This window comes from Thalassotalea sp. SU-HH00458, assembly GCF_040362795.1.
Lineage (GTDB): Bacteria > Pseudomonadota > Gammaproteobacteria > Enterobacterales > Alteromonadaceae > Thalassotalea_H > Thalassotalea_H castellviae.
In genome coordinates this window covers 169951-196453 of the sequence record NZ_BAABWW010000009.1, presented here as the reverse complement: position 1 = coordinate 196453, position 26503 = coordinate 169951, and the positions used below count along the sequence as shown (strand labels likewise).

At 37.1% G+C, this 26503-nt stretch carries 26 protein-coding genes; 10 read left to right on the top strand and 16 right to left on the bottom strand.

Annotated elements, in window-relative coordinates; all coding sequences use genetic code 11:
• The first annotated feature begins 237 nt into the window (after positions 1-237).
• From ABXH06_RS14630 to ABXH06_RS14615, 4 genes are all read left to right on the top strand, one after another.
• On the top strand, positions 238-660 hold the full coding sequence (locus tag ABXH06_RS14630) for a BLUF domain-containing protein (RefSeq protein ID WP_353518680.1): 423 nt from the start codon (positions 238-240) through the stop codon (positions 658-660).
• Positions 661-1180: 520 nt separating this feature from the next.
• The gene (locus ABXH06_RS14625) at positions 1181-1453 is read left to right on the top strand and encodes an OadG family transporter subunit (protein ID WP_311582989.1); all 273 of its coding nucleotides are present in this window, start codon (positions 1181-1183) and stop codon (positions 1451-1453) included.
• Positions 1454-1465: 12 nt separating this feature from the next.
• The gene (oadA, locus tag ABXH06_RS14620; protein WP_353518679.1) at positions 1466-3238 is read left to right on the top strand and encodes a sodium-extruding oxaloacetate decarboxylase subunit alpha; all 1773 of its coding nucleotides are present in this window, start codon (positions 1466-1468) and stop codon (positions 3236-3238) included.
• Between the two features lie 9 nt (positions 3239-3247).
• On the top strand, positions 3248-4378 hold the full coding sequence (locus ABXH06_RS14615) for a sodium ion-translocating decarboxylase subunit beta (RefSeq protein ID WP_311582994.1): 1131 nt from the start codon (positions 3248-3250) through the stop codon (positions 4376-4378).
• Between the two features lie 115 nt (positions 4379-4493).
• On the opposite strand, the gene ABXH06_RS14610 is transcribed toward ABXH06_RS14615, so the two are convergent.
• Together ABXH06_RS14610 and ABXH06_RS14605 are read right to left on the bottom strand one after the other, a co-directional pair.
• Positions 4494-5447, bottom strand: a complete 954-nt coding sequence (locus ABXH06_RS14610) for an HPP family protein (protein WP_353518678.1) — start codon at positions 5445-5447, stop codon at positions 4494-4496.
• Entirely contained in the window at positions 5444-5671 is a 228-nt protein-coding gene (locus ABXH06_RS14605) for a hypothetical protein (RefSeq protein ID WP_353518677.1), read from the bottom strand. The genes ABXH06_RS14610 and ABXH06_RS14605 overlap by 4 nt, the downstream gene beginning before the upstream one ends.
• Before the next feature lie 154 nt (positions 5672-5825).
• Here ABXH06_RS14605 and ABXH06_RS14600 point away from each other — a divergent pair, with 154 nt between their 5' ends.
• Entirely contained in the window at positions 5826-6665 is an 840-nt protein-coding gene (locus tag ABXH06_RS14600) for a LysR family transcriptional regulator (RefSeq protein ID WP_353518676.1), read from the top strand.
• An 86-nt stretch (positions 6666-6751) separates the two neighbouring features.
• Here ABXH06_RS14600 and rnk read toward each other — a convergent pair whose 3' ends face one another.
• The 11 genes from rnk to napE form a co-directional block, all read right to left on the bottom strand.
• Positions 6752-7120, bottom strand: coding sequence for a nucleoside diphosphate kinase regulator (gene rnk, locus ABXH06_RS14595; RefSeq protein ID WP_311583004.1), 369 nt, complete (start codon positions 7118-7120; stop codon positions 6752-6754).
• Between the two features lie 38 nt (positions 7121-7158).
• Complete coding sequence (locus ABXH06_RS14590; RefSeq protein WP_311583007.1) at positions 7159-7386, bottom strand: hypothetical protein; 228 nt, start codon at positions 7384-7386, stop codon at positions 7159-7161.
• A 408-nt stretch (positions 7387-7794) separates the two neighbouring features.
• Positions 7795-8538, bottom strand: a complete 744-nt coding sequence (locus tag ABXH06_RS14585) for a transporter substrate-binding domain-containing protein (protein WP_311583009.1) — start codon at positions 8536-8538, stop codon at positions 7795-7797.
• Positions 8539-8635: 97 nt separating this feature from the next.
• Positions 8636-9289, bottom strand: a complete 654-nt coding sequence (pdxH, locus tag ABXH06_RS14580) for a pyridoxamine 5'-phosphate oxidase (RefSeq protein ID WP_353518675.1) — start codon at positions 9287-9289, stop codon at positions 8636-8638.
• Positions 9290-9466: 177 nt separating this feature from the next.
• Entirely contained in the window at positions 9467-9640 is a 174-nt protein-coding gene (locus tag ABXH06_RS14575) for a PA3496 family putative envelope integrity protein (protein ID WP_353518674.1), read from the bottom strand.
• A 134-nt stretch (positions 9641-9774) separates the two neighbouring features.
• Complete coding sequence (locus ABXH06_RS14570; protein WP_311583017.1) at positions 9775-10362, bottom strand: cytochrome c3 family protein; 588 nt, start codon at positions 10360-10362, stop codon at positions 9775-9777.
• A 9-nt stretch (positions 10363-10371) separates the two neighbouring features.
• The gene (locus tag ABXH06_RS14565) at positions 10372-10851 is read right to left on the bottom strand and encodes a nitrate reductase cytochrome c-type subunit (RefSeq protein WP_311583020.1); all 480 of its coding nucleotides are present in this window, start codon (positions 10849-10851) and stop codon (positions 10372-10374) included.
• Positions 10852-10860: 9 nt separating this feature from the next.
• Positions 10861-13359, bottom strand: coding sequence for a nitrate reductase catalytic subunit NapA (gene napA / locus ABXH06_RS14560; protein ID WP_311583024.1), 2499 nt, complete (start codon positions 13357-13359; stop codon positions 10861-10863).
• A gap of 11 nt (positions 13360-13370) precedes the next feature.
• A complete protein-coding gene (locus ABXH06_RS14555; RefSeq protein WP_311583027.1) occupies positions 13371-13667 on the bottom strand; it encodes a chaperone NapD in 297 nt (98 codons plus the stop codon).
• Positions 13660-14196 (bottom strand): ferredoxin-type protein NapF, encoded by a 537-nt coding sequence (gene napF / locus ABXH06_RS14550; protein WP_311583029.1) that lies wholly within the window; start codon positions 14194-14196, stop codon positions 13660-13662. The genes ABXH06_RS14555 and napF overlap by 8 nt, the downstream gene beginning before the upstream one ends.
• 27 nt (positions 14197-14223) lie before the next feature.
• Positions 14224-14385, bottom strand: a complete 162-nt coding sequence (gene napE / locus ABXH06_RS14545; protein ID WP_311583032.1) for a periplasmic nitrate reductase, NapE protein — start codon at positions 14383-14385, stop codon at positions 14224-14226.
• A gap of 190 nt (positions 14386-14575) precedes the next feature.
• Between napE and ABXH06_RS14540 the strand changes: the two genes are divergently transcribed.
• On the top strand, positions 14576-16810 hold the full coding sequence (locus ABXH06_RS14540; protein WP_353518673.1) for a tRNA(Met) cytidine acetyltransferase TmcA domain-containing protein: 2235 nt from the start codon (positions 14576-14578) through the stop codon (positions 16808-16810).
• A gap of 57 nt (positions 16811-16867) precedes the next feature.
• Here the strand turns inward: ABXH06_RS14540 and ABXH06_RS14535 are convergent, their stop codons facing one another.
• Complete coding sequence (locus ABXH06_RS14535) at positions 16868-17077, bottom strand: hypothetical protein (protein ID WP_311583037.1); 210 nt, start codon at positions 17075-17077, stop codon at positions 16868-16870.
• A gap of 17 nt (positions 17078-17094) precedes the next feature.
• On the bottom strand, positions 17095-17277 hold the full coding sequence (locus tag ABXH06_RS14530; protein WP_311583039.1) for a hypothetical protein: 183 nt from the start codon (positions 17275-17277) through the stop codon (positions 17095-17097).
• A gap of 279 nt (positions 17278-17556) precedes the next feature.
• On the opposite strand from ABXH06_RS14530, the gene ABXH06_RS14525 reads away from it, so the two are divergent.
• Entirely contained in the window at positions 17557-18441 is an 885-nt protein-coding gene (locus ABXH06_RS14525) for an ABC transporter ATP-binding protein (RefSeq protein ID WP_311583041.1), read from the top strand.
• Between the two features lies 1 nt (position 18442).
• The gene (locus ABXH06_RS14520) at positions 18443-19447 is read left to right on the top strand and encodes an ABC transporter permease (protein WP_311583044.1); all 1005 of its coding nucleotides are present in this window, start codon (positions 18443-18445) and stop codon (positions 19445-19447) included.
• 128 nt (positions 19448-19575) lie between these two features.
• On the opposite strand, the gene ABXH06_RS14515 is transcribed toward ABXH06_RS14520, so the two are convergent.
• The gene (locus ABXH06_RS14515) at positions 19576-21723 is read right to left on the bottom strand and encodes a winged helix-turn-helix domain-containing protein (protein WP_353518672.1); all 2148 of its coding nucleotides are present in this window, start codon (positions 21721-21723) and stop codon (positions 19576-19578) included.
• A gap of 407 nt (positions 21724-22130) precedes the next feature.
• Here ABXH06_RS14515 and ABXH06_RS14510 point away from each other — a divergent pair, with 407 nt between their 5' ends.
• Both ABXH06_RS14510 and ABXH06_RS14505 read left to right on the top strand, forming a co-directional pair.
• Positions 22131-25184 carry a TonB-dependent receptor domain-containing protein gene (locus ABXH06_RS14510; RefSeq protein WP_353518671.1) on the top strand — a complete coding sequence of 1018 codons (3054 nt, stop codon included), beginning with the start codon at positions 22131-22133 and terminating at the stop codon, positions 25182-25184.
• A gap of 76 nt (positions 25185-25260) precedes the next feature.
• Positions 25261-26406 (top strand): metallophosphoesterase, encoded by a 1146-nt coding sequence (locus tag ABXH06_RS14505; RefSeq protein ID WP_353518670.1) that lies wholly within the window; start codon positions 25261-25263, stop codon positions 26404-26406.
• The last annotated feature ends 97 nt before the right edge of the window (positions 26407-26503 follow it).

The window sequence follows — 26503 nt, the reverse complement described above, 5'->3', positions numbered from 1 at the left end:
CCCTTTCCGGTCGCAGGTTCGACTCTTGCCGCGTCCGCCACATTAGCACTAAAGCCCCTGGTTACAAGGGCTTTTTTGTATCTAATCCTCTTTCTATGAACTTTCATTATTTTTCTGTTTTAAAAAGTTAAATTATCTATATTTGCTTCGTATTTTCCTTACGCTTATTCTTAACAAGTGAATAAAGTGAGTGTTACTATCAATTTTAATTATTTTAATGAGTTATTAGGGAATTAAATGATTCAATTAATTTATATTAGCTGCGCAACTAGAGAGGTGAGTGAGAAGGACTTATTCGAACTTTTACAACAATCTAGAATTAAAAATGATAAGTATAATGTCACAGGACTATTGCTATATGCTAAAGAGAACTTCATGCAGGTGCTCGAAGGAGACGAAGTGGTAGTAGATGATATATATCAATCGATATTAAGAGATGATAGAAATACACTACACTCTGTTCTTCAAAGAAAAAGTATTGAAAAAAGAAGTTTTTCCAACTGGTCAATGGGCTTTAAGACTATCGATGATATTCCTCCACAAATGATGAATGGATTTTCAGATTTTTTAATGACAAGAGAGAGTAAAACCAATCTCGAACTAGAAAAAAGTTGGGTATTGAGTTTGTTGAATAGCTTTAAAATTTGTACTGACCCGTAACCTCGTCAACTGCTTTAATGATTAACTTGATAAATATATATCAAAATTACGATTTGCTTGAAAAGTCAGTTTGATTGTTAACATCATGGATAAACTGCTGCTAGTTTTATAAAACTAGCAGCGAGTTTAGCTTCTTTCTAAAATCATCAAGATTAATTGTTGTGGGGTATTATAATTTAATCACTTCTCGACCAAATAAAGCGCATTATTTGATTTTATCCACGGTTGTAAATGATAAATATTCAAGGTGTATTCAGTAGTTATTATTAAAGTATGATTGTATACAATATTGCATTATACCGTTTTATACATTGATTTTACTGATTAGGTTATTGTATACAATATCTGTTTTTATAACTAAAAAGTGAATTTTTATTAAAAAAATTTGAATAATTTGCTTTTATTTGCCTGATTAACTATTGACTTGAATTTTTTTTTCTGAAACGGCGAAAATTCATTTGCTTTTTAGTGATTGGAGTGATTATTCTAATTCCATCATTTTTATAGATTGAGATAAATCATGGATAACTTAACGCAGTTATTTATTGAAGCTGGTACTTTAATGTTAGCCGGAATGGTATTTGTTTTTGCTTTTTTAGGGCTATTGATCATTTTTATCAATAAAGTGCTCTTAAAACTAGCGATCAAATTTCCAGATCCTATTATTCAATCAAAACCTCAACGCAAAACAAATAAAACTAACGTTGATAAAGGGGGAATTGCACCTCCTGTTGTGGCGGCTATTAGTTCTGCTGTATCACAATATCGTCAACAACATAGTAAAAATAAATAGGAGCATCCTCACATGTCAAAGCCTTTAGGTATCACAGAAGTTGTCTTAAGAGACGGTCATCAGTCATTATTGGCTACCCGTCTTCGTTTGGAAGATATGTTACCGATAGCTCCAGTATTAGATGAAATTGGTTACTGGTCTATTGAATCTTGGGGTGGTGCAACCTTTGATTCATGTATTCGTTATTTAGGCGAAGATCCTTGGGAACGAATTCGCGCGTTAAAAAAGGCTATGCCAAAAACGAAACAGCAAATGCTTTTCCGCGGCCAAAATATTTTAGGATATCGCCACTATGCTGATGATGTGGTAGAGAAATTTGTAGAACGTGCACATATCAATGGTGTTGATGTTTTTCGTATTTTTGATGCGATGAACGACGTACGTAATTTAGAAACAGCAATTAAATCAGCAGTAAAAGTTGGTGCTCATGCACAAGGAACACTAAGTTATACCGAAAGTCCTGTTCATACGCTTGAAGGTTGGTTAACCATGGCCAAGCAACTGGAAGATATGGGGGCTCATTCAATTTGTATCAAAGATATGTCTGGTTTATTAAAACCTTACGACGGCCAAGAGTTGATTGGCAAATTAAAAGAAACCGTTTCTTTACCTATTGCGCTTCATTGTCATGCAACGACAGGCTTAAGTGTTGCTACTCATATGAAAGCGATTGATGCGGATATTGATGTCATTGATACTTCTATTTCTTCAATGAGTCAAACCTACGGTCATTCACCAACAGAAACAATTGCTTCTATTGTTGAAGGTACAGATCGTGATGCTGGATTAGACACTGAGAAACTTGCTGAAGTGGCAACATACTTTCGAGAAGTTCGTGAAAAATATGCCAAGTTTGAAGGCAGTTTGAAAGGGATTGATGCGCGCATTTTATCTGCACAAGTACCAGGTGGCATGTTAACAAATATGGAAGGGCAGTTAAAAGAGCAGGGTGCTGCTGATAAATTTGATGCTGTATTACAAGAGATCCCGCGAGTACGTAAAGATTTAGGTAATATTCCTTTAGTCACACCAACTTCTCAAATTGTTGGAACGCAAGCCGTATTAAACGTATTAACGGGTGAGCGCTATAAATCAATTACCAAAGAAACCGCAGGTGTATTAAAAGGTGAATATGGCGCCACTGCTTCAGAAGTGAATGCAGAGCTTCAAGCGCGTGTATTAGATGGAAAAGAAGCGATAACTTGTCGCCCAGCTGATTTAATTTCACCTGAGATGGATAATTTAACGGCGGAATTAAATACTCTCGCTAAAGAGAAAAATATTACTTTAGCCGATGATGTGATTGATGATGTACTAACTTATGCATTATTCCCTCAAATTGGTTTGAAATTCTTAGAAAATCGCAATAACCCTGATGCTTTTGAACCAGTACCTTCAAAAGATGATATGAAAGTTACGCCTGCTGCTAGTCAAGCTAAAGGAGCAACAGAAAATTATTCAGTGAGTGTTGATGGTAAGGTTTATGAAGTCGTTGTTGGTCCAAGTGGCAGTGTTAACTCAGTGTCGGCTTCTGTTGATTCTGAAACGCAACAATCAGCCTCTGTTAGTGCTGATGAAACGTTAAATGCCCCGCTTGCTGGTAATATTTTTAAAGTGTTAGCCAATGAGGGTGATCATGTCGAAGCCGGTGATGTCGTTATTGTCATGGAAGCGATGAAAATGGAAACAGAAATTCGCGCGGTAAGTAGTGGTGAAATTGTTTCTATTAACGTCAGAGAAGGTGACTCAGTCACTGTTGGCGATATTTTGTTAAGTATGGCATAGGGTGCACTGATGGAATCGTTACATATATTGTGGATGTCAACTGGCTTAGCTAACTTTGAGTTAGGCCAAGTGATCATGATGCTCGTGGGTTGTGGTTTATTATTCTTAGCAATTGCAAAAAACTTTGAACCGTTATTACTATTACCTATGGGTTTTGGTGCTATTTTAACGAATATTCCTGTCGCTGGCTTTTCAGAGGTTGGCGGTTTATTACACTATATTTATTATGTAGGCATCGATACGGGGATTTTCCCATTACTTATTTTTATGGGCGTTGGCGCAATGACCGATTTCGGCGCTTTAATTGCTAACCCCAAAACATTGTTATTAGGCGCATCAGCTCAATTTGGTATTTTTGCAACCCTATTTGGCGCTATTGCATTAAACGCCATTCCAGGTTTTGAATTTACGTTAAAAGATGCTTCTGCCATTGCTATTATTGGTGGAGCCGATGGCCCTACGGCGATATTTTTAGCCTCTAAATTAGCGCCTGAGTTACTCGGTGCAATTGCTGTGGCGGCATATTCATACATGGCGTTAGTACCTATTATTCAACCCCCTATAATGCGTGCGTTAACGACTGAAGACGAACGTAAAATTGAGATGGCGCAGTTACGTCATGTGACTAAAATTGAAAAGGTCATTTTCCCGTTAGGTGTGTTGTTGATGACAATTTTCTTTTTACCTGCAGCAACGCCGCTTGTTGGTATGTTTTGTTTAGGTAACTTGATGAAAGAGTCTGGTGTTGTTGACCGCTTAAGTTCAACTGCTCAAAATGAATTGATCAATATCGTGACTATCTTTTTAGGTTTAGGTGTTGGTTCAAAATTAAGTGCTGAAGCATTCTTAAATGTGGAAACCTTAGGTATTTTAGCGTTAGGTGCAGTGGCATTCTCCATTGGTACCGCATCTGGGGTATTAATGGCGAAATTGATGAATAAGGTGAGTAAAGAGAAAGTTAATCCACTCATTGGCGCAGCAGGAGTTTCTGCGGTACCAATGGCGGCACGAGTTGCCAATAAGGTTGGATTAGAGTCAAACCCTCATAACTTCTTATTAATGCATGCTATGGGACCAAACGTTGCTGGTGTCTTAGGCTCGGCAGTTGCTGCGGGTATTTTATTAGCCTTAGTTGGTTAACGTTAAGCAATTACTTGATAAAACACTCTCATAAAACATAAAACATAAAACGCCACTGTTAAAGTGGCGTTTTTTTGTAGTTAAGGTGAAAGTAACAAATTTTTGTGAAGAAAGCTTACGCGACTCTTCCCCAAATACCGGTATCATTTTTTTCTGCTTTAAACTTTGACCATTGAATAAACTTCTTTACGGAGCATTGCCCTGAAAAGCCAATATTCACACCTGCTTCTATATTGTACTTAACAATGTTTTTACCTACGATTGACTCGACACATCTGACCTCCCAAGCTTTACCTATTTTACCATTACTGTAGGAACAGCCGGCCTCAATATGAGCAGGATGAACATCATCAAGTTCAGCGTGTCTCTTAGCATTTTCAAAAATTTCAATCCAACCTTCATCCGTCACATCAATAAATGAAGCATGCTCATGAATAGATTTTAAAAAATCTTCCGTGGTGATCTCATTTTTTCTATCTCCAGGAGAAATCTCAGTCGTTAAATTGTTTTTATAAAACAAATGAGATGGATAACGACGCCATTGAAAAGGATAATTAAACAAGGTTGCCGCAAACACAATTAGCAGTGAGTTTAATAAGGTTGGCACTAGCACATATAAAAAGCCTAACTGATGGATTGCATCACCACCGATAACAGCAGCGAGCGCTGTAGCTCCTCCAGGTGGGTGAACGCAACGAAAAAGTATCATTGCCATGATAGAAAGCGATACTGCAAGTGCTGCCGCTATACGGATGTGATCACCAAAATATTTAAAGCATAATACCCCGATGACCGCACTAATTAAATGACCACCTATTACTTGCCAAGGTTGTGACAATACGCCATGCGGAACTACAAAAACCAACACTGAGGTAGCGGCAATTGATATTAGAATATAAGCTTCTGTCACTACATTTAACTGACTGAGCAATGTTTTTGACAAGCAAAATATACAAAATGTTGCAATTAATGCCGTCAAGGAGGCTACAAATACTTCCTTTATAGAGGGGGTGATCGTCTGAATACCTAAAAATAGACGGCACTCATTCATTAGCTTATTTATCTTCATTCTGCTATTCCTGCACTTCTTAAACTAATTAACCGTAAAACATAAGAAAGTTTAAAAAGGGCAGGCATGATCATAATGGTAATATGACCCCCAATGAGTTGGACCATGGTTAACTTTTCTTCAATACCGTAAACAAAATATACTGCTATTGCCGTGATTATTGCAGTGAGCAGCATTAATGAATTCGCGATTTTTAATAATTTGCTTGGTGAGGGGGTAATCATCTTTATCTCTTGTACAACGTATAAAAATTATTGGTGCGCCATTTTGACTCGTAAGCACAAATTTGGTGCGAAGAGGGTATATCAATTCAATGCTTTATGTATAATGAATAATAACTGCGTTTATTATTTATAATTTTGATATTAAAGGGTGGGTATGGATTATATCGTTGGAAAAACATTTCTTACTATTTGTGAATTGGGCACCTTTGGTGCAGCAGCCGACACACTTAATGTGACGCAAACGACGATCACCGCGCGTATTAAATCGTTAGAAAATGCATTAAATTGCACGTTATTCACCCGAAATAAAAGTGGTGCGGTACTGACAAAAAATGGTGAGCACTTTAAATCTTATGCAAGGCAAGTGGTGCAAACATGGGATGCGGCGAGAAGGGATTTGCCGTTACCTGATACGGCTAACAATAGTTTGGCGATTGGCGTTGATCTAACGTTATGGAATCCCATCGCAGCAGCTTTACTTTCGTTGTTAAATAAAGAGGCAGCTGAGTTAGCTATAACCATTGAAGTAGGTGATAAAAAGCAATTAAATGAGAAAGTTCGATCTGGTGGTTTAGACGTCGCGTTAGTCCATCAACCTGAATATAGCTCACGCACCATTGTTGAACATTTATTAGATGAAAAACTGGTCCGTGTTCAGTCGGTTGAGCAGCCTTCGCCGTATCTTTATGTGGATTGGGGTGATGAGTTCAAACGCCTTCATGATCAAGCTTTACCGGAACTTGCTCGAAGTAAAATTTCAATTAGTTTAGGCCCTGTAGCTTTGCAGCTCATGCTTAAAAGTGGTGGTAGTGGCTATTTTCGTACTCGTGTGATTAATCGACATGTGCAAGAGGGCACGCTTGAATTTACGCCTAATGCGCCAGAATTTTCCTATCCAGTATATTTATTGCAATATGCAAATAAAGACATCAATCTCACTGAGCTCAAGAAAATTTTTATTCAAGTGCTAGAAGATGAAAACGAATGGTTTTAAAGCGTGTCAGAATAACGGTTTAAGCTTTCTTTATCAGGAAAGCTTAAACCCTTGATTAAACAATAAGTAAACTAGTGGTTTGCAAGTTAATGTATGGCGTCAATATGGACGACGGTTTTTTGGCCGTGAATAAGTGGCCATTCTATTTCTTGACCAATTGATAGCCCGAGCAAAGCGCTGCCAACAGGTGATAAAATTGAGATAGTCCCAGTGTTTTTAACTTCTTGTGGATACACCAGCTTTAATGAAAAGCACTCTTGATTGTCTTGAACCGTAAATTTTACGGTTGAATTCATCCTAACAACATTGCTGGGCAATTCATTAAAATTGACAATATGGGCGCGGTTTAATTCATCTCTTAATAATTTAAAAGAGGATTCATCTTTTTCATTTTCTAATAAGTCATAAAGATCATCGTAATCTTTACTGCAAATCGTTATTTTTGGTGGTTTCATAGGTAACCTCCTCGGCGGTATCATTGTATATTCAAAACTTAGATGGCATTTTCAGCTACCGTATTATTTTGAATCGTTTGTGAAATGGTATTAATTAATTTTAATGCAACATATGCTTCAAAATCGTCGGCAGGATCAAAGGTTTTTTCATATAAAAAACCAATATTTTTAAGACGAGCTTCTAGTTGAACTAAGCTGATTTTTTGATCAGAAGATTCAATAAACTCTGTGGTTTCTAGGAGGTAACTCCAAAAATTATTTTGCATATTGTGTGCTCAATGTTGATCAAATTAATGGCAATATATACTTAAAATTACTTTGTGAAATCGATAAAAAGAAAACAACAAGGTAATTGGGTTGATAAAACTTTTATCATTTGAATTTAACTTGGACGATTAAGCATAATGGCACTTAATCGCCCTTAATTGGGAAAGATACAAACAGGACTTATCCACACCGTCAGAGGGGCAGATAAATAAACTTTCTTCTTTATTAAAGTGATGGTTTGCATACGATAAATCTAGCACAGCCCTACTCAGGTGTGAAGTGCAAGTTTTATCAATATCATAGGTGTTAATTCTGTGTGGTACTGTTTCGAACGTTCGCGATTTTCTTGTAATAATTATTTAATCGTCGACTTATGTAAACTTAATGATAACGTAAATAGTACAGAACTAATCAAGAATGTTAACAATCCCTGTTGGTGGTAATTTGTTGTATAGGGATAATTTTTCTTGATATTTTTCAATGTTTTTAGTGCTCATCAAGTTATCGAGCTTCTTTTGTAATTGCAGACCGTCGGGGGTATTTTTTACCGCAAAAGTTGCCGGTATTTTCATTAACTCTCGATAATGAATATTGGCTAATTTTAGTTTTTTAATGGTCGACATCATGGATATTCTATCGAATATTACCGTTTTAATGCGCCCTTTATCCATCATTTTAACCAGTTGCTTAAGGTTACTGATTTCAACAAACTTATTTCGAGGGATATTAGACAGTTCAGCAAAAAAATCAGCATTACCGATAAGCGTGCCAATACTTTTATTCGGGAGGTTCTCTAATATTAAATTACTTTTTTCTTTAGAGAAAAGATCGACGGTGGCAATAAATGACCAATCAAGTTCCTTCGCGTACTGATAATAATCAGCAGTTTCATTATTTTTAGGACTAATGCCTATTAGATCAACATGATGAGACTTTAATTCTCTTTTAGCTCGACCCCAAGTCATTAAATTAAATTCAAAGTTAAGGTCTGATTGTTGTGTTAAAGCATTAAACATTTCGATGGCAAAGCCCGAGCCATCTTCATTAATAAAGGGGGGGAAAGGCTCAAGCCCAACTATAACGTTTTGAGCATTCGCCGTTAAAGGTGTGATACATAACAGGGCAATAATGTAATATTTCAGAAGCGTCAAAAATGAATCCAGTGTATATCTGTCATATCATGTGTATGTAGATAGTTTAAAATTAAACCATAAAAATAATAAAGCTGCTATCTATTTAACACTTCATTTAAGGATGACGCTTAAACCATTGCCAGTTATCATTATGTTTTTCAAAACAAATACGGTCATGTAAACGACTTGCTCTCCCTTGCCAAAACTCTATGTTATGAGGTTTTACTCTTAAACCACCCCAGAAATCTGGCAGTGGGATCTCGCTGCCCGAAAACTTTTGTTGATATTTTTCAAATCGTTGTTTCAGTTCGTTGTCATGTTTAAGTTTTTGACTTTGTTTTGAAGCCCAGGCACCAATTTGGCTGCCACGATCACGACTATGGAAGTAATCTTCAGACTGTTGCTGACTGGTTTTTTCAACGGTTCCTTCAATGCGTACTTGTCGTTGTAAAACATTCCAGTGAAATAATAACGCCACCTTATTATTACTACCTAACTCGATACTTTTTCTACTGTTGTAATTGGTATAAAAGACGAAGCCATCTTCATTAAAAGATTTTAACAACACCATACGAGAGCTAGGTTGACCGTTTTCATTACATGAACTTACTGACATAGCTTCAGGAAGTAAGATGCCAGATTTGTTCGCATCATCAAACCATTGTTGAAATAATTCAAAGGGTGACGTTGTCGCTAATATTTCGGGGGCAGGTAGCGCAACACCTTGACCAAAAGTTAATAGGCAACGAAGTTTTTCAAGGAATGTCATTGTTAATCAAATTTAAATAATGGAGTGGTTTAATTCTAACAGGAAATTTTTGCAGCGAAAATCATTTATCGTGAGGTTAACCTTAATCAACAAGGAATAAATTAGAAGTTAATTGTATTTAGCCAAGCTAAAGCACAGGCGTATTACAGTGATATTGCCTTGGGTCTAATATGATATTTACCAATCTTCACTGTCGTCTAACAGCGCTTTTAACCGTTTTTGTTCTAATAAGTCATCAATACGTTGACGAATGCTAGCGTCTTTAACCTCAGAGTCTTTAACTTCAACCGTTAAATCTGCATCAATATCAACATGACTACTACTAATATTCTCGGAAATTTCATCTGACATAATGGGTGCCTAATTCATGACTCATCATATTTTGTAACATAGGCAAGAAATATTAAATTTTCAAATCTTTTTAACTATTTTATTTTCATAAAAAAAGCCAGCAAATGCTGGCTTGATAATCATGGTAAATAAATTTACCAGCCCTCTACCCCTTTCATATCAGGTAGTTGATGTGCAATCCCTTTATGGCAGTCGATACAGGTTTTTTCACCATCGGCAAGCGAGGTAGAATGTTGTTGTGACGCTCTGGTGCTTTGTGCGGTAAAGTCCATATAATCAAAGTTATGACAATTTCGACATTCTAATGAGTCGTTCGCTTTTAACCGGGTCCATTCATTTTGAGCAAGTCTTTTACGGTGAGCAAGAAACTTATCACGTGTATTGATAGTACCAAAAATTTTCCCCCACACTTCTTTAGAAGCTTGCATTTTACGCGCTATTTTATCTGTCCATTTATGTGGAACATGACAATCAGGGCAAGTTGCTCTTACACCTGAACGGTTTGAAAAATGAATGGTGGTTTTTAACTCTTCATAAACATTGTTTTCCATTTCATGACAACTGATACAAAACTCTTCGGTATTGGTTGCTTCAAGTGCGGTATTAAAACCACCCCAAAAAATAACCCCAGCAATAAAACCACCAATGACTAAAAAGCCTAAACTGAAATATGCACTGGGTTTTTTCAGCGTTTGCCATCCTATTTTTATTATTTCTTTCATCGGAGACTCCTAATGCTCATTCTTAGTATTTACTTTTGATTTCATTAATGTGTGCATATCAACAAAGGTATTTTCTACTAAAGGCTCTACGTCTTTTTGAGGAGCATGACATTGGTTACAAAAATAACGTCTTGGTGATATTTCAGCCAAGAAGTTGCCATCTCTATCCATGTAATGCGTAACACTCACCATAGGAGCCTGAGACTCTTCTGTACGATTTCTACTGTGACAAGACATACACTTATTAGAATTGAGATTAACCTCATAATTTCTAATTTTATGAGGGATAACCGGAGGCTGCATTGGATAATTCCTTCCTTGTTTAATATCTTTATTGACTGTATTTGCAATCGCCGAAGGTGTCGTTTGAGTATCAATGTTGACCTCACCACGTAATGTCGCGACATGTTTTTCGGCAGCTATTACAGAGCTAGTGAAAAGCGTTAAAAGGACAAGTGTTTTGACTAAATGATTCATCATAGTTTTCATAAATTTCTCCTATACCTTTACAACTTTCACAGCACATTTTTTGAAGTCAGTTTGCTTTGATAAGGGATCAGTGGCATCCAAGGTAACTTTATTCACTAATCGACTGGCGTCAAACCAAGGCATATATACTAAGCCCTTTGGCGGCTTATTGCGGCCACGGGTTTCTATGCGAGTTTGGACTTCACCACGACGTGACACTATTTTCACTAAATCACCACGGCGCATGCCTCGATTTTTAGCGTCATCAGGGTGCATATAGACCAGCGCGTCAGGTACTGCTTTGTATAATTCTGGTACTCGTTGTGTCATTGAGCCTGAATGCCAATGCTCTAATACCCGTCCCGTTGATAACCACATATCAAATTCTGCATCGGGTGACTCTGCAGGTGGCTCATATGGCAAGGCGAATATAATGGCTTTGCCGTCTTTTTTTCCATAAAATTGAAAATCTCTACCTGCTTCAACATACGGATCTGAGCCTTCTTTAAAACGTCTTAGGGTTTCTTTGCCGTCAACAACAGGCCATCGTAAGCCACGCTCTTCGTGATATCTGTCGTAATCGGCTAAATCGTGTGCTTTTCCTCGGCCAAAACTTGCGTATTCTTCAAATAAGCCCTTTTGAATGTAAAAGCCAAAATGTCTCGCTTCATCATTTAATCTATCTGTTGGAACTTGGTTAATAGAAAACTTATTCACTTGGCCATTTTTATATAACACCTCATACATTGATTTACCTTTGTATGTAGGGTTTTTATCAAGAAGTTCTTTGGGCCACACTTCTTCAATTCTAAAGCGTTTTGAAAACTCCACTAACTGCCATAAATCTGATTTAGCTCCTTCTGGCGCTTCTACCATTTGATACCAAGCTTGAGTTCTTCGTTCTGCATTACCATATACGCCTTCTTTTTCGACCCACATTGCCGTTGGTAAAATAAGATCTGCGGCTTGTGCAGTAACGGTTGGATAAGGGTCTGATACAACGACAAAGTTTTTAGGGTTACGATAACCAGGATACGCTTCTTCATTAAGGTTAGCGGCGGCTTGCATATTGTTGTTACACATAGACCAATAGAAATTTAACTCACCATCTTTTAATTTACGGTTTTGTAGCACCGCATGATAACCCGGCTTAGGTGGTATGGTCCCCGTAGGAATTTTCCATAATTTTTCAGACAAGTCGCGATGTTTTTTATTATTCACAACCATATCTGCAGGTAAACGATGCGAGAATGTTCCTACTTCACGAGCCGTACCACATGCCGAAGGTTGGCCGGTTAATGAAAATGGGCTATTACCAGGTGTTGATATTTTTCCTGTTAATAAATGAATATTATAAACAAGGTTATTCGCCCAAACACCACGTGTATGTTGGTTAAAACCCATGGTCCAAAATGAACAAACTTTGGTTTTAGGATCTGCGTATAGTTCTGCTAACGCATTTAAGTTATCTACCGGAACGCCTGATAACTTTGAAGTGTATTCTGCGGTATACGTACTTACAAATTCTGCGTATTGTTCAAAGTTTATTGGCGAAGAACCACCGGCAGTTTTACCATTGTTTTTGGCTTTTTTCTCGAGGTGGTGTTCTGGGCGTAAACCATAGCCAATGTCTGTATTACCTAACCTAAAATTGGTATGTTTGTTAACAAAATCTTTATTAACTCGGTTGGTTTTTATAATGTAATGGGCAATAAAGTTAAGAATCGCCAAATCAGTTTGTGGGGTGAAGATCATACTGTTGTCAGCAAGATCTGAACTACGATGTGCAAACGTTGATAGTACGGCAACTTTAACATGTGGTGCACTTAAGCGGCGGTCGGTAATACGTGTCCATAAAATAGGGTGCATTTCGGCCATATTTGAACCCCAAAGCACCATTGCATCCGTTGCTTCAATATCATCATAACAACCCATTGGTTCATCAATACCAAAAGTACGCATAAAACCACCAACAGCTGATGCCATACAATGACGAGCATTTGGGTCGATGTTGTTGGATCTAAAACCAGCTTTCATTAATTTTGATGCCGCGTAACCTTCAAATACCGTCCATTGACCAGAGCCAAACATACCAATGCCGGTTGGGCCTTTTTCTTTTAAGGTTTGCTTGGTTTTTTCCGCCATAATATCGAAAGCCGCATCCCAAGTTATTGGCGTGAAATCACCTTCTTTGTCAAACTTACCGTTTTTCATACGGAGTAGCGGGGTAGTTAATCTGTCTTTGCCGTACATAATTTTTGAAAGGAAATAACCTTTAATACAGTTAAGACCTTTATTTACAGGCGATTTTATATCGCCATGGGTGGCAACGACTTTACCATCCATTACGCCAACATTAACGCTACAACCTGTTCCACAAAAACGACAAGGCGCTTTATCCCACTTTAATTTAGTGACATCACTACTGGTAATAAGGTTGGTGGCATTAGCTGGGATAGATACTCCGGCAACCGCAGCAGCCGCGGCAACAGCATTAGCTTTTATAAATTCTCGGCGATTAATAGTCATATTGGTACCTATTATTCTTCTGTTAGAAATTGATGATATATCGGGGATAAACTTAATAACCCGACATGATGTTTTAACTGGTCAATTAAGAAGCCTATTTTCTTTTGGCTAGAGGCTTCTAGGGTAAAGACAATTTTTCCTTCTTCACTCACTGCATGTATTTCAGCACCCTCAGTGCAAGTTATTTCTTCTGTCACTTGTGTGATATTTTTTTTAATCGCATGAGCTACAAAGCTGGCGACATGATATTCACAAGGTTGCTGTTTATTTGTTGAATTTTTGTCAATGTGCAAAATATTTTCAGTCATGAACCACCTCAATATTGTTTGCTAAATCTAATGTAATTGCTTGTTGTGGACAGGTAGAAATACATGCACCACATTGATTACAATCGGCTAAATTAATCGTTGGCTCTGCAATGCTTGATGTTTTGTAACTAAATGATATGGCGCGAGGTTCGCAAACATCTTGGCAGCTTTGGCACATAATTTGGTTCTGTGCTAAACATTTTTGGTTAATTGTTATCGTGCCTGGCCAAGGTTGGGTCTGGTTAGATTCAATAGTGTTTTTATCAAGAAATAGCGGTTTTTGACAGACTTCTTGGCATTTGCCGCAGAAAGTACATTCATCGGTAGAAAAGTCTACAAATGGAAAACCTAATTCATCTTTTTTAATAAGGTTAGATTCACATACTAAGATGCAGTCATCACATTGATTACATAGTTCAGTGAATGTATTTTCGTTGATTATCCATGGTAAACGAGGCAGTGAAGGTTGTTTGGTAACCTTTCCGCGGAATAATCTTCTTCTGCTAGGGTTTTCTAATGGTTGAGTCATAGATATAGTTAATACTTGGTCGAGTTACTAAGAGGTTGGCGGGCCAAACAGCATTTGGCTGATCCAAATCATAAAACCAAATCCACCTACAATGATGATGGAAAGGATAGGCGCAAGAAAAACAGCTAGAAAGACGAAAGTATTTTTTTCATATTTTTTAATTTGCTCTGGCGAGCTGTGTTCAGTCATGAATAAATCCTTACTTTTTGTAGAGGTTTCATTGTCTCTATTATCGTGATTCACTATATTGATTTAGATCAAGGTTGTTAGCCTTTAGTTATTATTTAAGCTTCAACTAATTGAATGATATTTAGTATAGTTTCGATTTAGTAAAATGCTTGTTAGAATCAAACTATCTTTTTGAAAATTAAGCAGCATAGTGAGTCAATCAGACATTCGTTATTGGTTTAAAACCTTAACTCAACAATTGCGTAAAAATAGGCAAAGAAGCTTAATCGTTTTACAAGGTGATATTGCTTGGGCAAGTGAGGTTTATGGCACCATGATTGAGCAACTATCTCAAGAGGTTGGCAGTTTAGCGCCTAGATGTGCTATCACCTTTGGCAAAGCGCTCATTGATGATGAAAATGAAGTTATTGCTAACTTTAGACATCAGTTAGGCCGAGAAAATGAGCTTGTATTATTTAATGACCCTGATTTTCACCCAGATGCATTTGCCGCACTTTCTGGCACTATAGTCGCAGGCGGTGTGATGATTTGGTGTTGCACCCAAGCGCAAGCACTTGAAAGTGAAAATTTATTTGTACAACGCATATTAACCAAAGCCAAAAATGATACGTTTAGCTTTGTTCTCTCTCAAACAGATAATGATTTACCGGTGATTGTTGAGCAACAAGATAATAGTAATGAACAGCTAAATTTCGAACAAGAACCAAAATGTTCGTCGCTAGAAAATGGCTGTAAGACTGTTCAACAACAATGTGCAGTGAATGCGATTGAAAAAGTAGCTTTAGGGCATCGTAAACGTCCGCTATTATTAACAGCAGACCGTGGTAGAGGAAAATCTTCTGCGTTGGCAATTGCCGTTGCTAAGTTAATCATGGCTGAAAAGCGTAACCAAGCGCCGCAAAAATTTATTATTACGGCGCCTCATAGCAATGCTTTAGCTATTTTTTTTCAACAACTACAACAATCATGCCCGGAAGGCGAATGTATCCAAAACAGGTTTATTTATCATCATCATAGGGTTGAATATATTGCAGTTGATGTGCTGATCAAAGAAAAGCCTCAAGCACAGTTATTATTAATAGATGAAGCCGCGGCAATCCCCGTTTATATATTGTCGCAACTAGTTGATGTTTACCCTCGTGTTGTTTTTTCTTCAACACAACATGGTTATGAAGGAGCAGGTCGTGGTTTTGCTGTGAAATTCACTCAGCTCTTAATTGAAAAAACGCCTTATTTTAATCAATATCATATCAATCAACCTATTCGTTGGGCGGAAAATGATCCTTTAGAGTCTTTTGTTTTTGATGCGTTTTTATTAAAGAGTCGTAACCTTGAAGAGCCTTTTATTGAAAACAAGGCTGGTAATAAACAAGCCATTGAATTAACCGATCTGAAACATAGGTTACAAGAAAATTTTAACAGCCAAGATGCGGTGTTTAGTTGTATTGAACAACAACAATTAATGGCAGATGAAAGCTTATTACAGCAAATTTTTTCGGTATTAATTACCGCGCATTATCAAACTTCGCCAAGTGATTTAAAGCTATTGTTAAATAATAAAGCACTGCGTTTATTTGTCTTAGAATTTAAACAGAAAATAGTTGCCGTTGCGTTGACGGTTAAAGAAGGCGGCGCTGAAGAGCACGAAATAAGTCAGGTAGCAAACGCTAAACGGCGGTTAAAAAATCAATTTTTACCGCAGTCTTTATTTTTGCATAATCATTGCTCAACGGCATTTGATTTTCAGTATTTACGTATCATGCGCATTGCCGTATTGCCCTGTGTTCAACAACTAGGCTTAGGTTTAAAGCTTTTAAGCCATGTAAAACATTATGCTGAGCAAAACCACATTGATATGCTTGGCACGAGTTTCGGCGCTAATGAAGCTTTATTACGTTTTTGGCACAAAGCTCATTATAAATTAGTGCGTTTAGGTTTTTCAGTGGATAAAGCCAGCGGCGAGCATTCCAGTATGTATTTACAAGCGTTAAATACTAAAGCAGATGATTTAGTCGCTCAATTACAACAGCGGTTTTATCGAAGTTTTACTTATTTGCTCAACGAACAATATCAAAATATCAGCGCGCAAGTGATCATTGAGCTTATTCAGCAATGGCCGACAGAAAATTTACCTTTGTTCACTGATTATGATCGACAAGTGATTGAAAATTTTATCACGAGAAAGAGTTTATTTGATAACTGTAGTTATAGTCTGCATGTCCAGTTGATTCACTTTCTTGCGACTAACTTAAACAATAGTTTGCATGATGATGCTGAAAAACAGCGTTTAATTGAAATTTTAATCAAACGATTAATACAAAAACAAAGCATCGAGAGTATTTGCCAAGAGTTTGATTTAACAGGTAAAAAAGAATTAAATAATACAATCATCGGCGGCGTGAATTACGTAGTTCAAAAACTTTAAAACGTAAGCCTTTAACGAAGTGGTATTTTTATACTGATAAAAAACTGAGAGTGTTTACTAAGCACTGCGCCAATGCCAAAATTTTTTCATCGAACAATATTTCATTAGTTTACGATGATCACATTTTATCTCTTCATCATGAATAATTCGTACTAGGTAATAATTTATCACCTGTGCTAAACCATGACTTGGGTGGCATTGGTAAGTATTCATTAAAATTTGCAACCAATTTTCAAAAGACTTTAATGTCGAAGTAGACTTTTCCATTTTAGATTCCTTTTAACTTATCGTGCAATATGGGCGCTGTTGTTCAATAAAGTTTGCCAGATCACTTGCTTGGCGACTTTATTTAAACAACGACATTGATCACCATGAACGATACCGAGTGATATTAGCTTCTCTAGGACATTTGTCGGTAATGCAACCTGTGCTAAATTTTGGTCAATATTGGTGTGGTTCATTAACATTTTCAACACTCCATTTATTTTACTTGATTGATAAATGTTAGTTTAGGTTAAGTCATAAACCACCTGAATGCAAATGATAATTATTATCAATAGCGTAAAAAGTGAATGATTAGTGATAAGTAAACGAAAAACATCAGTAGGATCAGTGAAAATTAAGATATTGAATACTTATCACAGTGATTTCCCCTGCTTTTTTATTTATTCAGTCAACAGTGTATTAATTTGGCAATTTGCAGGTTACCATTTCTGATAATTGTTAAGGCCAAAAAGGAGTTACCTTTGACGACAACAGTCATTGAAGTAAAAGAGTTAACTAAAATTTATAATGATGTGAATGCGGTTGACGGTATCGATTTTACGATAGAAAAGGGGCAATGTTTTGGATTGTTAGGGCCAAACGGTGCTGGCAAAACCACAACAATTGAAATAATGGAAGGTATTATTCAACCATCGTCGGGATTTGTTGAGTATTATGGCAAACCAATTCATGCCGATATTTCTCAACAAATAGGCATTCAGTTTCAAAATACTGCTTTACAAGATTTTTTAACGGTCAAAGAAACGCTAGATTTATTCACCGCTTTTTATCAGCATACTTTATCTCACGAGCAATTAATTGAGTTATGCGATTTAGGCGACTTTCTTGATCGAGATAATCGGTTGTTATCGGGAGGACAGCGACAACGATTATTACTCGCACTTGCGCTGATAAATGATCCGGAAATAGTGTTTCTTGATGAACCCACCACAGGGTTAGATCCACAAGCGCGTCGAAATTTTTGGAAGTTGATCAAGAATATTAAAGCACGTAATAAAACGGTTGTGCTAACCACCCATTATATGGATGAAGCGGAACAATTATGTGATGAAGTTGTGATCATGGACAAAGGTAAAATTATCGAAAGTGGTACACCGCATCACTTATTAGATAAGCATTTTTCTGATGTTTTTATCTATTTACCTTTGGTGCAAGTTAAGGCTGATTTAATTGAAAAGCATCAATGGCAAGTTATTGGCGAACGAGTCGAAATCACCACAACTCAAGTAGAATCGACATTAGCATTATTAATGCAAGAGCAAGTTTCACTGGAAGGCTTACACGTAAAATCTGCCAATTTAGATGATTTATTTTTAAAACTAACCGGCCATTCTTTGAGGGAATAATATGAATTTCAAACGTTTTTTAGCTGTTGTGAAAGCGCGAAATATTGAATTTTTTCGTGATAAATCTTCATTAGGCTGGAGCTTAGCATTTCCTATTTTATTGTTGGTCGGTATGTCATTTGTTTTCTCTGGGGATGGCAAAGCTGCATATAAAGTTGGGGTAATGAATTTATCTTCGGCACAATCTTCTTTTTTAGACACTAAATTTATTAGTTTTGTTGATTATCAAGATAAAGCGTTAGCTAAAACAAAATTATCGCAGCATAGTTTAGATATGCTGATTGATTTTTCAACACAGCAATATTGGGTGAATCAACAATCACCTAATGGTTATCTAGTCGAGAAAATATTTCTAGCGACTCATCAAAATTTTCAACAACTAACTTCTGAAGGTAAAAAAATTCGTTATGTTGATTGGGTTTTACCTGGTGTATTAGGGATGAATATGATGTTTGGTTGCCTTTTCGGTGTCGGCTATGTCATTGTTCGTTATCGTAAAAATTCAGTATTAAAGCGTTTAAAAGCAACACCGCTCTCTGCTTTTGAGTTTGTCAGTGCACAATTGCTTTCTCGTGCTTTTATCGTAATGTTTACTTCATCTGTGGTGTACATTGGTTGTAATTTCTTTTTTGATTTTTACATGCTCGGCAGTTACTTGGATTTATTTATTGTCGGTCTATTAGGGGCATTTAGCTTGATCACTTTAGGTTTATTGGTGGCATGTCGAAGTAAAAGTGAAGAATTAATAGGGGGGTTACTCAATTTAGCCTCGTGGCCGATGATGATACTTTCTGGCGTTTGGTTTAGTTTAGAAGGAGCACCGGATGCACTCAAAACGATAGCTGATTTCTTACCGCTCACTCATTTAGTTGCTGGTGCGCGTAAAATAATTACAGAGGGAGCTAGCCTAGCCGATATTAGCTACCACTTAGGTGTCTTAGCAATTATGTCAGCAATATTTTTAGTCTTAGGCGCGTACTTATTTAATTGGAATACCGAAAGGTAATTGACTTAAACCTTATGTTCATAGGCGCTAGTTAATTATCTGAGTTAATTATTATCCGTCAGGTGCTTAGAGGACAGAGTGTTAACATTGGCACTCTGACTGCTCGAGTTTCTATTAATCAGTTCACGTTATAACAAAGGGTGACTCAAGGATTTAATATCAGCTTGAGGAGAATACGCTCGAGAAAATAAAAGTTCATTATTCTTGGCTATTTTACTTAAGGTTGTACTGGTTCTCAGCGTACTTCTGGGTAACCTCAAGATTGGCGTGCTTTGTTGCTCAGCATAGTTATAAAACGATATTTGATGGTGTTTATCGTATTTTTGATGAAAATATACGCCTTGTTCGGTGTGATCCCACGTGTAAGTCGTTTTAAATATTTTACCGCTTACCTTATTCAAAGGCTGGTTATTTGCATAATTATTGAATAATTTTTGGTTCTCGAAAGCTAATTCTAATTGCCATAAACCCTTGCGTTCACCCGTATAAAGAAGGGTTGTCGGTGACGTCATGATACCGAAACGACTACCATCATTTGATAGTCGGGTGCTCTCACCCGTTACTATATTTATATAATGCAAATCAACGTATTCTTTTTCATAAACGGCTGAAATAATAGCATTATCATCCCACGACCAAGTTGGGCGATTATGAATTTGGTGCATACTTGGCACAATGGATAACGTGTTAGTGGTTAAATCATAAATATATATTTTATCAGCTTTGTCTGATTCTACGGGACCAAGAAAAGCGATTTTGTCGCCAGAATGCGACCATCTAGGATAACGAATGGTCTGTTTTAAAAACGTTAATTGTTGTCTATTTAACCCTTGTGTATCTGAAATCCATAATTCGTAAAAACCAGATTCATTTGAGGCATAGGCAATACGATCCTGCTTAGTCGAATAATGGGGATCTAGATGACTAAACTCGGACTCTATAATAGGGAAAGGGCTTGAAGCAACATTGTTACCTAATGGTAAACTGGCTAAATAATATTTTTCATAGCGTTGTTGATAAAACAATTCTTTACTCTTTCTGGCAAAAGCAGGGTAACTAAACCCTTCAAATTGAAAGTTGCTAATAGCTTTAGAATTTATATCTAACACATATCCTCGGCGTATATCTGCTCGTTGTGCACCAAAAACCAATTTTTCGCCATCTGGATGCCAAGTTAAGCCAACTATATCTTCTTCACCTTTTGTTAATTGCTCCGCTTCTTTGGTCGCTAAATTGACTAAATAAATATTTTCATTAAATCTATTGATTCGTCGGGTAACGGCAATACTTTTACCGTCTGGCGAAAAAGCAAAATCACGCTCTTTATAGTCGCAATTATTACTACAGGAAAAGCGTACAGGCTGACTTTCATTGTTAGTTAAATCGATGAAATAAATACCACTTTCATCTGCTGGTTCTCGGTAGCCATGAAATGCTAAGGTATTATCGTCAGGAGAAATATCTAAGTAATAATAACCCCCCTTGGTGGGACAGTCGACAATCGGTTTTTCTTGCTGAGTTAAAACTTTTAACTGGATCACTTGGCAACTATCATTATTTTTGTCTTTTCGTGAAAAGTATAAATATTGCCCGTCATTACTCCAAACGGAATGACCGACATAGGCGTTACCAAAGGTTAATTGTTTTGGTGTTAACTGAGGGTTATTGCGATCTTTGATATATAAATTACTGTTGTGTTTATCAGTCAGCCATTTAAAAACCACTTGCGTGCCGTCAGGAGATGGCGAAGGAAAAAGTTCACTGCCGGGACTTTTAGTAATTTGTTTAATCACTGCTTGATCAAAATTTTGAGGCGTTTTAAATAAGCTAAACATCAAACCTAAAACAAGGAATACGACACAGGCAAATACTAGGCTTTTTGGTTGAGTCAACGTGCTAAGATAATTATCCTGAGAACTCACTGGGGCGTTATCGTCAGCATTGTTGTCAATGTACTGAGGAGCAACTAATAATCGATAACCAACTTTTCTAATGGTTTCAATAGTTTCATCTTCGTTGTTACTGCCTTTTAAACTTTGCCTTAAATGCCAAATAGCATTAGTTAAAGCTTTCTCGCCTACATAACTATTGCCCGCCCACACATTTTCTATAAGCTCCTCACGAGGAATGACACGTGGAAAATGCTTGGCAAGATAACAAAGTACTTCAATAAACTTTGGTTGAATTGATTGCTTTGAATGATCTTCAAATTTTATCGCGTATTCAATTGGAATCACTTTGCATGTTCCAATCATAAATGCTTGGTCAAATTTCATAATATGTAAAAAAGTGCCTTAGCATTATTATTTTTAGGAAGTTTATTAATGGCTAAATCATAGCTATTTCAGTCTTTAGGTACAATGAAATATTAGCAATATATGTAGAAAAAAATGTAAATAAAAATAATTGTTAACCGAGCGAATATTACGGAAGATTTTATTTTTAGTTATTGATTTTGTTGATTAAAAATCAAATAGATATTGAATAGATATATAAAAGAGTTCCCACCGATTGTACTTTATCACGATTTTACTTAGAAAAGTCATTGTCAATAATTTACTTATTGCTCAGTACTGATTCGAAAGTGTCATTGATCTGTCTATGAATTGATATTTCTCGAAAAAGTTGTAGATAAAAACATTATAAAAAAATGCCAAAGTGCAAAACATGAATGGGAAACATAATGAATAAATCACTTATCACGGTTGCTGTACAAACCGCAATTATAAGTTCAGCAATGACAATGTCGGCAACGACCTTTGCTAATAATGCACAGGCCGTTAACGAAATATCACGACAAGCTCAAGCATCATTAACCCCTGTTGAAAATGTACAAAAAGAAGAGACCACAGAAAAAATTACGGTGACAGGATCTCGCTTAAGACGTGATAGTTTTAGCGTGGCAACACCATTAGCTATTATGAGTAAAGATGGTATTGAGGATACGGGCTTAGGTTCATTGTCAGAAATTTTAGTGGACGAATTACCACAAATTTCAGAAAGCAGCAGTAATACGAATACTCAATCAAATATTACCGCTACTGGCCTTTCAACCATCAACTTGCGTAACTTGGGTTCGAGTAGAACGCTAACATTAATCGATGGTCGCCGTGTCGTTTCAAATAGTCATGGCAGTAACTCGGTAAGTTTGTCTACTATTCCAACGGGTATGGTGCAAAGGGTTGAAGTGATCACCGGTGGCGCGTCAGCCGCTTATGGCTCAGATGCTATCGCGGGTGTCGTTAATATTATCACTCAACAAGATAAAGAAGGTTTTGAATTTAAAGCACGCGGCGGTGAAAGCCTTGAAGGCGGTGCCAAAGAGTTTTCTTTAGACTTTAGCTACGGCACTGAATTTGCCAATGGTCGAGGTTATATTTATGCCAGTTCTTCTTATGATAAACAATACGGACTCACTTACGCAGATCGCAAAAGAGCGCAGCAACAAGAATCACATTTTTATGATGACGAAAGAATGTGTAACGCGATGATCACTTCCGCTGAACCTAAAGACGGTCAATGTATGAGAGACATTTCACCTGCTGACTGGCGTGGATTAAATGACGCAATACCAGGCGGGGTTTTTCATGAAGGTTCAGGCAGTGTTGGTGGTTTTTGGTATGACGGACAAACCTTACGTGATGATTGGGTAGAAGAGCAATACGGAATTGATACCGATCAGTTTGTGCAACTTAAGGTGCCAGATGAAGGTTTAAATACGGCAATTAAAATAGATTTCGAATTAACCGATGACATTTCCTTTTATGCGCAAGTTCAACACAGCTTAAATAAATCCTTTAATAATAAAGCGCCAGAAAGTGAAGATGAAAGCGATCTCGTTATCACTTATGACCCAGCAACAGGTGAATTCGGCGAAGTCGATATGGGGCGAATTTCTCGAGATAATCCTTATGTACCTGCTGAAATAGCTGCTGGCGGTGGTAGCACCATCAAATGGGATAGAAATTTTGCTGAAGTTGGACAGATTTATACGGACAATGAACGTAACACCATTCGTTCTTGGGCCGGTTTACAAGGGACAATATTTGATGGCGATTGGGATTGGGATGTCTCTGTAGGTTATGGTCGATTTACTCAAGCACAGCTGCGAGGTAATGAAATCAACACCATTAAAGCGGCTTATGCTTTAGATGCTGAATATGCCGAAGATGGGGTCACTATTCAATGTGCTGACGAACAAGCAAGGGCAAACGGTTGTTTACCGATGAATTTATTTGGCGAAGGCTCTATTACTCCTGAAGTTGCCGATTATATTCGTGCCAACCCAACCATTGATACCACCGTTGAGCAATTAACGATCACAGGTTATATGGCGGGTGATTTATTTGAAATGCCAGCAGGACCAGTGGCCACCGCTTTTGGGTTTGAATGGCGTGAAGATTCACAAGATGTTAAAACCGGTGGTGGTGCAACTGAAGGTGGCATTACGTTCAATTACGTTCCTCAATATTCTGGTGAAGTAACCGTTAAAGAAGTTTTTGCTGAAGCGGCTTTTCCATTATTGAAAAACGTTGCTGGCGCTAAAAGCTTAACCGCTGAAGTGTCGGCACGTTTTGCTGATTATAGTTGGTCAGGAACAGATTTAGTTGAAAGTTACAAAACAGGCTTAGTATGGGAAATCGTTGAAGGTTATGCTATTCGTGCAAATTGGGCGAGAGCACAACGCGCGCCTTCTATCGACGATTTATTATCGCCACCGGCTGGCGATTATGACTCTTTCACGGATATTTGTTACGGCACAACCGCAACTTCGACTGACGAAGGACATGATAATTGTCGTAAAGAACCTTCGATAGCAGCTGCTATCTTAGTTGATGGTGAATTTGATGAAAGTGATAATAATTACTCGCCAAGTGTTGGCAATGAAAATCTGATAGAAGAAAGTGCAGACACCTTTACCCTTGGGGTAACCTTAGCACCTGGATTTGCTGAAGGGTTGCGTATTGCTGTTGATTATTACGATATTGCCATTGAAGATGCTTTATCGAGTTATTCAAATGAAGACATCATGAGATATTGTTATGACTCTTCATTAGCTTGGGATGAAAAAAATGGCAGCAACTCATTTTGTAATGACTTAAAACGTGATGAAGACGGTGCATTAATTGAAATCATGCAACGAAATTATAACGTCGATGAAATAAGCACAAGCGGAGTTGATTTCGCTTTAGAATATGCCTACGACTTAAATGAAAATGGCCGTATCAAGTTTAAAACTGATTGGACGCATGTTATCGATTGGGAAAAAACCGTACAATCGCCAGACGGTTTAGAAACCACTGATTATGTAGGCTATTACAACGAAGATATTTTTGATACACAAGGCTCTGCTTCATTAACTTGGTATAAAGATGCGTGGCGAGTGCGTTGGAGTACAAAATATAAAGCAGCTATTACCGTGGATAAAGATGACAAAGAAAGCTGGCTTGATGATATGGCTGCTAATGATGAAAATTGTGCAGCAGGAAGTGCAGATTGTATCGAAAATCCAGAAGCTTTAGCATTTAACGAAATAGCCTCTTACGTAAAGCATAGCATTTCTGTTTCTTATACTATGGATACTGACAGTGGAGCAGAAGTTCGATTGTCGGGTGGTATAAATAACATATTTAATAACCAAGGCTCGTTTAGCTTAAGTGGCCGAGGTCATTATTATAGTGGTTATGGTAGTAGTGTTGGTCGTTTTGCCTATTTAGGTGCAGAAGTTAAGTTTTAACTTGTTTTAGGTTAAATAGACACAAGGAAGTGTCGTAAATTCAAAGGGATTGTATAACAGTGATTTGGATTGTTTTATGTTATTTAAAAAATATTTTCTATGGATGTTGCATACGGTTATTTCGTTGAGCCTACTTATTAGTTGTCGCGCTGAAAATCTCGAACCGTCACAAACAAAAGTAGGAAGAAATACTGAGCCTTTACTAGAAAAACAGTTCAACGACGGACCTTATATTTTTAATACTCCTGAAAAGTTGCAAGCATTTTGGTTATGTAATGGAAAAATTGAAAATCTGACGGTAGAGAATCAATTTACTGAAAATGCGCACCATAAACAATTGTTCCATCATTGTGCTACAGATGTGGTGATTGACAGAATTCATTTTAAAGAACAGTCAGTATTAACCTATCAAGGTGAATTTAACGTAGTCGCTACAAGTGATTTTCATGGTCAATATGGCGTAATGAATACCTTGTTAACGAACAACCGAGTGATTGATGCAGAAGGTCACTGGGCATTTGGAAATGGCCATTTTGTTATTACCGGAGATGTATTTGATCGTGGTGATAAAGTGACTGAAATATTATGGTTTTTATATCGTTTAGAAAAAGAAGCGGAACTTGCAGGTGGTAAGTTACATTTATTATTGGGCAACCATGAAGTCATGGTTTTAAATGGCGATTTACGTTATTTACATCCTAAATATGTTGAAGTAGCTGAAAAACTCAATCAACCGTTTGAAAAGCTCTATGGTAAAGGGACCGTGTTAGGCGATTGGTTACGTACAAAACCCGTCTTAGTAAAAATTAATAATATGTTATTTGCTCATGGCGGATTTCATCCTTCACTTGCTAAAGAAAAAAGATCTTTAACAGCGATTAACCAAGTATTTAAGGATAATCTGGTTATGGATGAATTATCGACTCCACGTGAAGGCTGGGGGGAGTATTTACATAAATCTGACGGGCCTATTTGGTATCGTGGTTACTTTAAAGACAATGGTGCTAGTCCGCAAGAAATTGATTTGTTACTTGCACATTTCGACATAGATTATTTAGTCGTTGGTCATACATCGCAAAAACAAGTCGAAACAAGGCATCAAGGTAAAGTTATCGCGATAGACTCAAGTATAAAGAAAGGCAAATATGGCGAATTATTGTTTGTTGCGGGTGACAAAAAATGGCGTGGTGCATTAACGGGTGAAAAACTGCCGTTACATTAAACATCTAGCAAAAATGAGAAATACATAAAAAATACCAATCACATAAATACACGGTGTAAACGAAATGTTTTTTGGCCGGTAAACTCATTTGTACTTA

Bases quoted from the DNA above. Each gene is read 5' to 3' on its own strand.
- ABXH06_RS14515 (WP_353518672.1), bottom strand. From the start codon at position 21,723: ATGAAATTTGACCAAGCATTTATGATTGGAACATGCAAAGTGATTCCA.
- ABXH06_RS14615 (WP_311582994.1), top strand. From the start codon at position 3,248: ATGGAATCGTTACATATATTGTGGATGTCAACTGGCTTAGCTAACTTT.
- ABXH06_RS14610 (WP_353518678.1), bottom strand. From the start codon at position 5,447: ATGAAGATAAATAAGCTAATGAATGAGTGCCGTCTATTTTTAGGTATT.
- napE (WP_311583032.1), bottom strand. From the start codon at position 14,385: ATGACTGAACACAGCTCGCCAGAGCAAATTAAAAAATATGAAAAAAAT.
- napA (WP_311583024.1), bottom strand. From the start codon at position 13,359: ATGACTATTAATCGCCGAGAATTTATAAAAGCTAATGCTGTTGCCGCG.
- ABXH06_RS14535 (WP_311583037.1), bottom strand. From the start codon at position 17,077: ATGGAAAAGTCTACTTCGACATTAAAGTCTTTTGAAAATTGGTTGCAA.
- ABXH06_RS14630 (WP_353518680.1), top strand. From the start codon at position 238: ATGATTCAATTAATTTATATTAGCTGCGCAACTAGAGAGGTGAGTGAG.
- ABXH06_RS14605 (WP_353518677.1), bottom strand. From the start codon at position 5,671: ATGATTACCCCCTCACCAAGCAAATTATTAAAAATCGCGAATTCATTA.
- napF (WP_311583029.1), bottom strand. From the start codon at position 14,196: ATGACTCAACCATTAGAAAACCCTAGCAGAAGAAGATTATTCCGCGGA.
- ABXH06_RS14505 (WP_353518670.1), top strand. From the start codon at position 25,261: ATGTTATTTAAAAAATATTTTCTATGGATGTTGCATACGGTTATTTCG.
- ABXH06_RS14570 (WP_311583017.1), bottom strand. From the start codon at position 10,362: ATGAAAGAAATAATAAAAATAGGATGGCAAACGCTGAAAAAACCCAGT.
- ABXH06_RS14565 (WP_311583020.1), bottom strand. From the start codon at position 10,851: ATGAAAACTATGATGAATCATTTAGTCAAAACACTTGTCCTTTTAACG.
- ABXH06_RS14520 (WP_311583044.1), top strand. From the start codon at position 18,443: ATGAATTTCAAACGTTTTTTAGCTGTTGTGAAAGCGCGAAATATTGAA.
- ABXH06_RS14575 (WP_353518674.1), bottom strand. From the start codon at position 9,640: ATGTCAGATGAAATTTCCGAGAATATTAGTAGTAGTCATGTTGATATT.
- ABXH06_RS14510 (WP_353518671.1), top strand. From the start codon at position 22,131: ATGAATAAATCACTTATCACGGTTGCTGTACAAACCGCAATTATAAGT.
- pdxH (WP_353518675.1), bottom strand. From the start codon at position 9,289: ATGACATTCCTTGAAAAACTTCGTTGCCTATTAACTTTTGGTCAAGGT.
- oadA (WP_353518679.1), top strand. From the start codon at position 1,466: ATGTCAAAGCCTTTAGGTATCACAGAAGTTGTCTTAAGAGACGGTCAT.
- ABXH06_RS14530 (WP_311583039.1), bottom strand. From the start codon at position 17,277: ATGTTAATGAACCACACCAATATTGACCAAAATTTAGCACAGGTTGCA.
- rnk (WP_311583004.1), bottom strand. From the start codon at position 7,120: ATGAAACCACCAAAAATAACGATTTGCAGTAAAGATTACGATGATCTT.
- ABXH06_RS14625 (WP_311582989.1), top strand. From the start codon at position 1,181: ATGGATAACTTAACGCAGTTATTTATTGAAGCTGGTACTTTAATGTTA.
- ABXH06_RS14555 (WP_311583027.1), bottom strand. From the start codon at position 13,667: ATGACTGAAAATATTTTGCACATTGACAAAAATTCAACAAATAAACAG.
- ABXH06_RS14600 (WP_353518676.1), top strand. From the start codon at position 5,826: ATGGATTATATCGTTGGAAAAACATTTCTTACTATTTGTGAATTGGGC.
- ABXH06_RS14590 (WP_311583007.1), bottom strand. From the start codon at position 7,386: ATGCAAAATAATTTTTGGAGTTACCTCCTAGAAACCACAGAGTTTATT.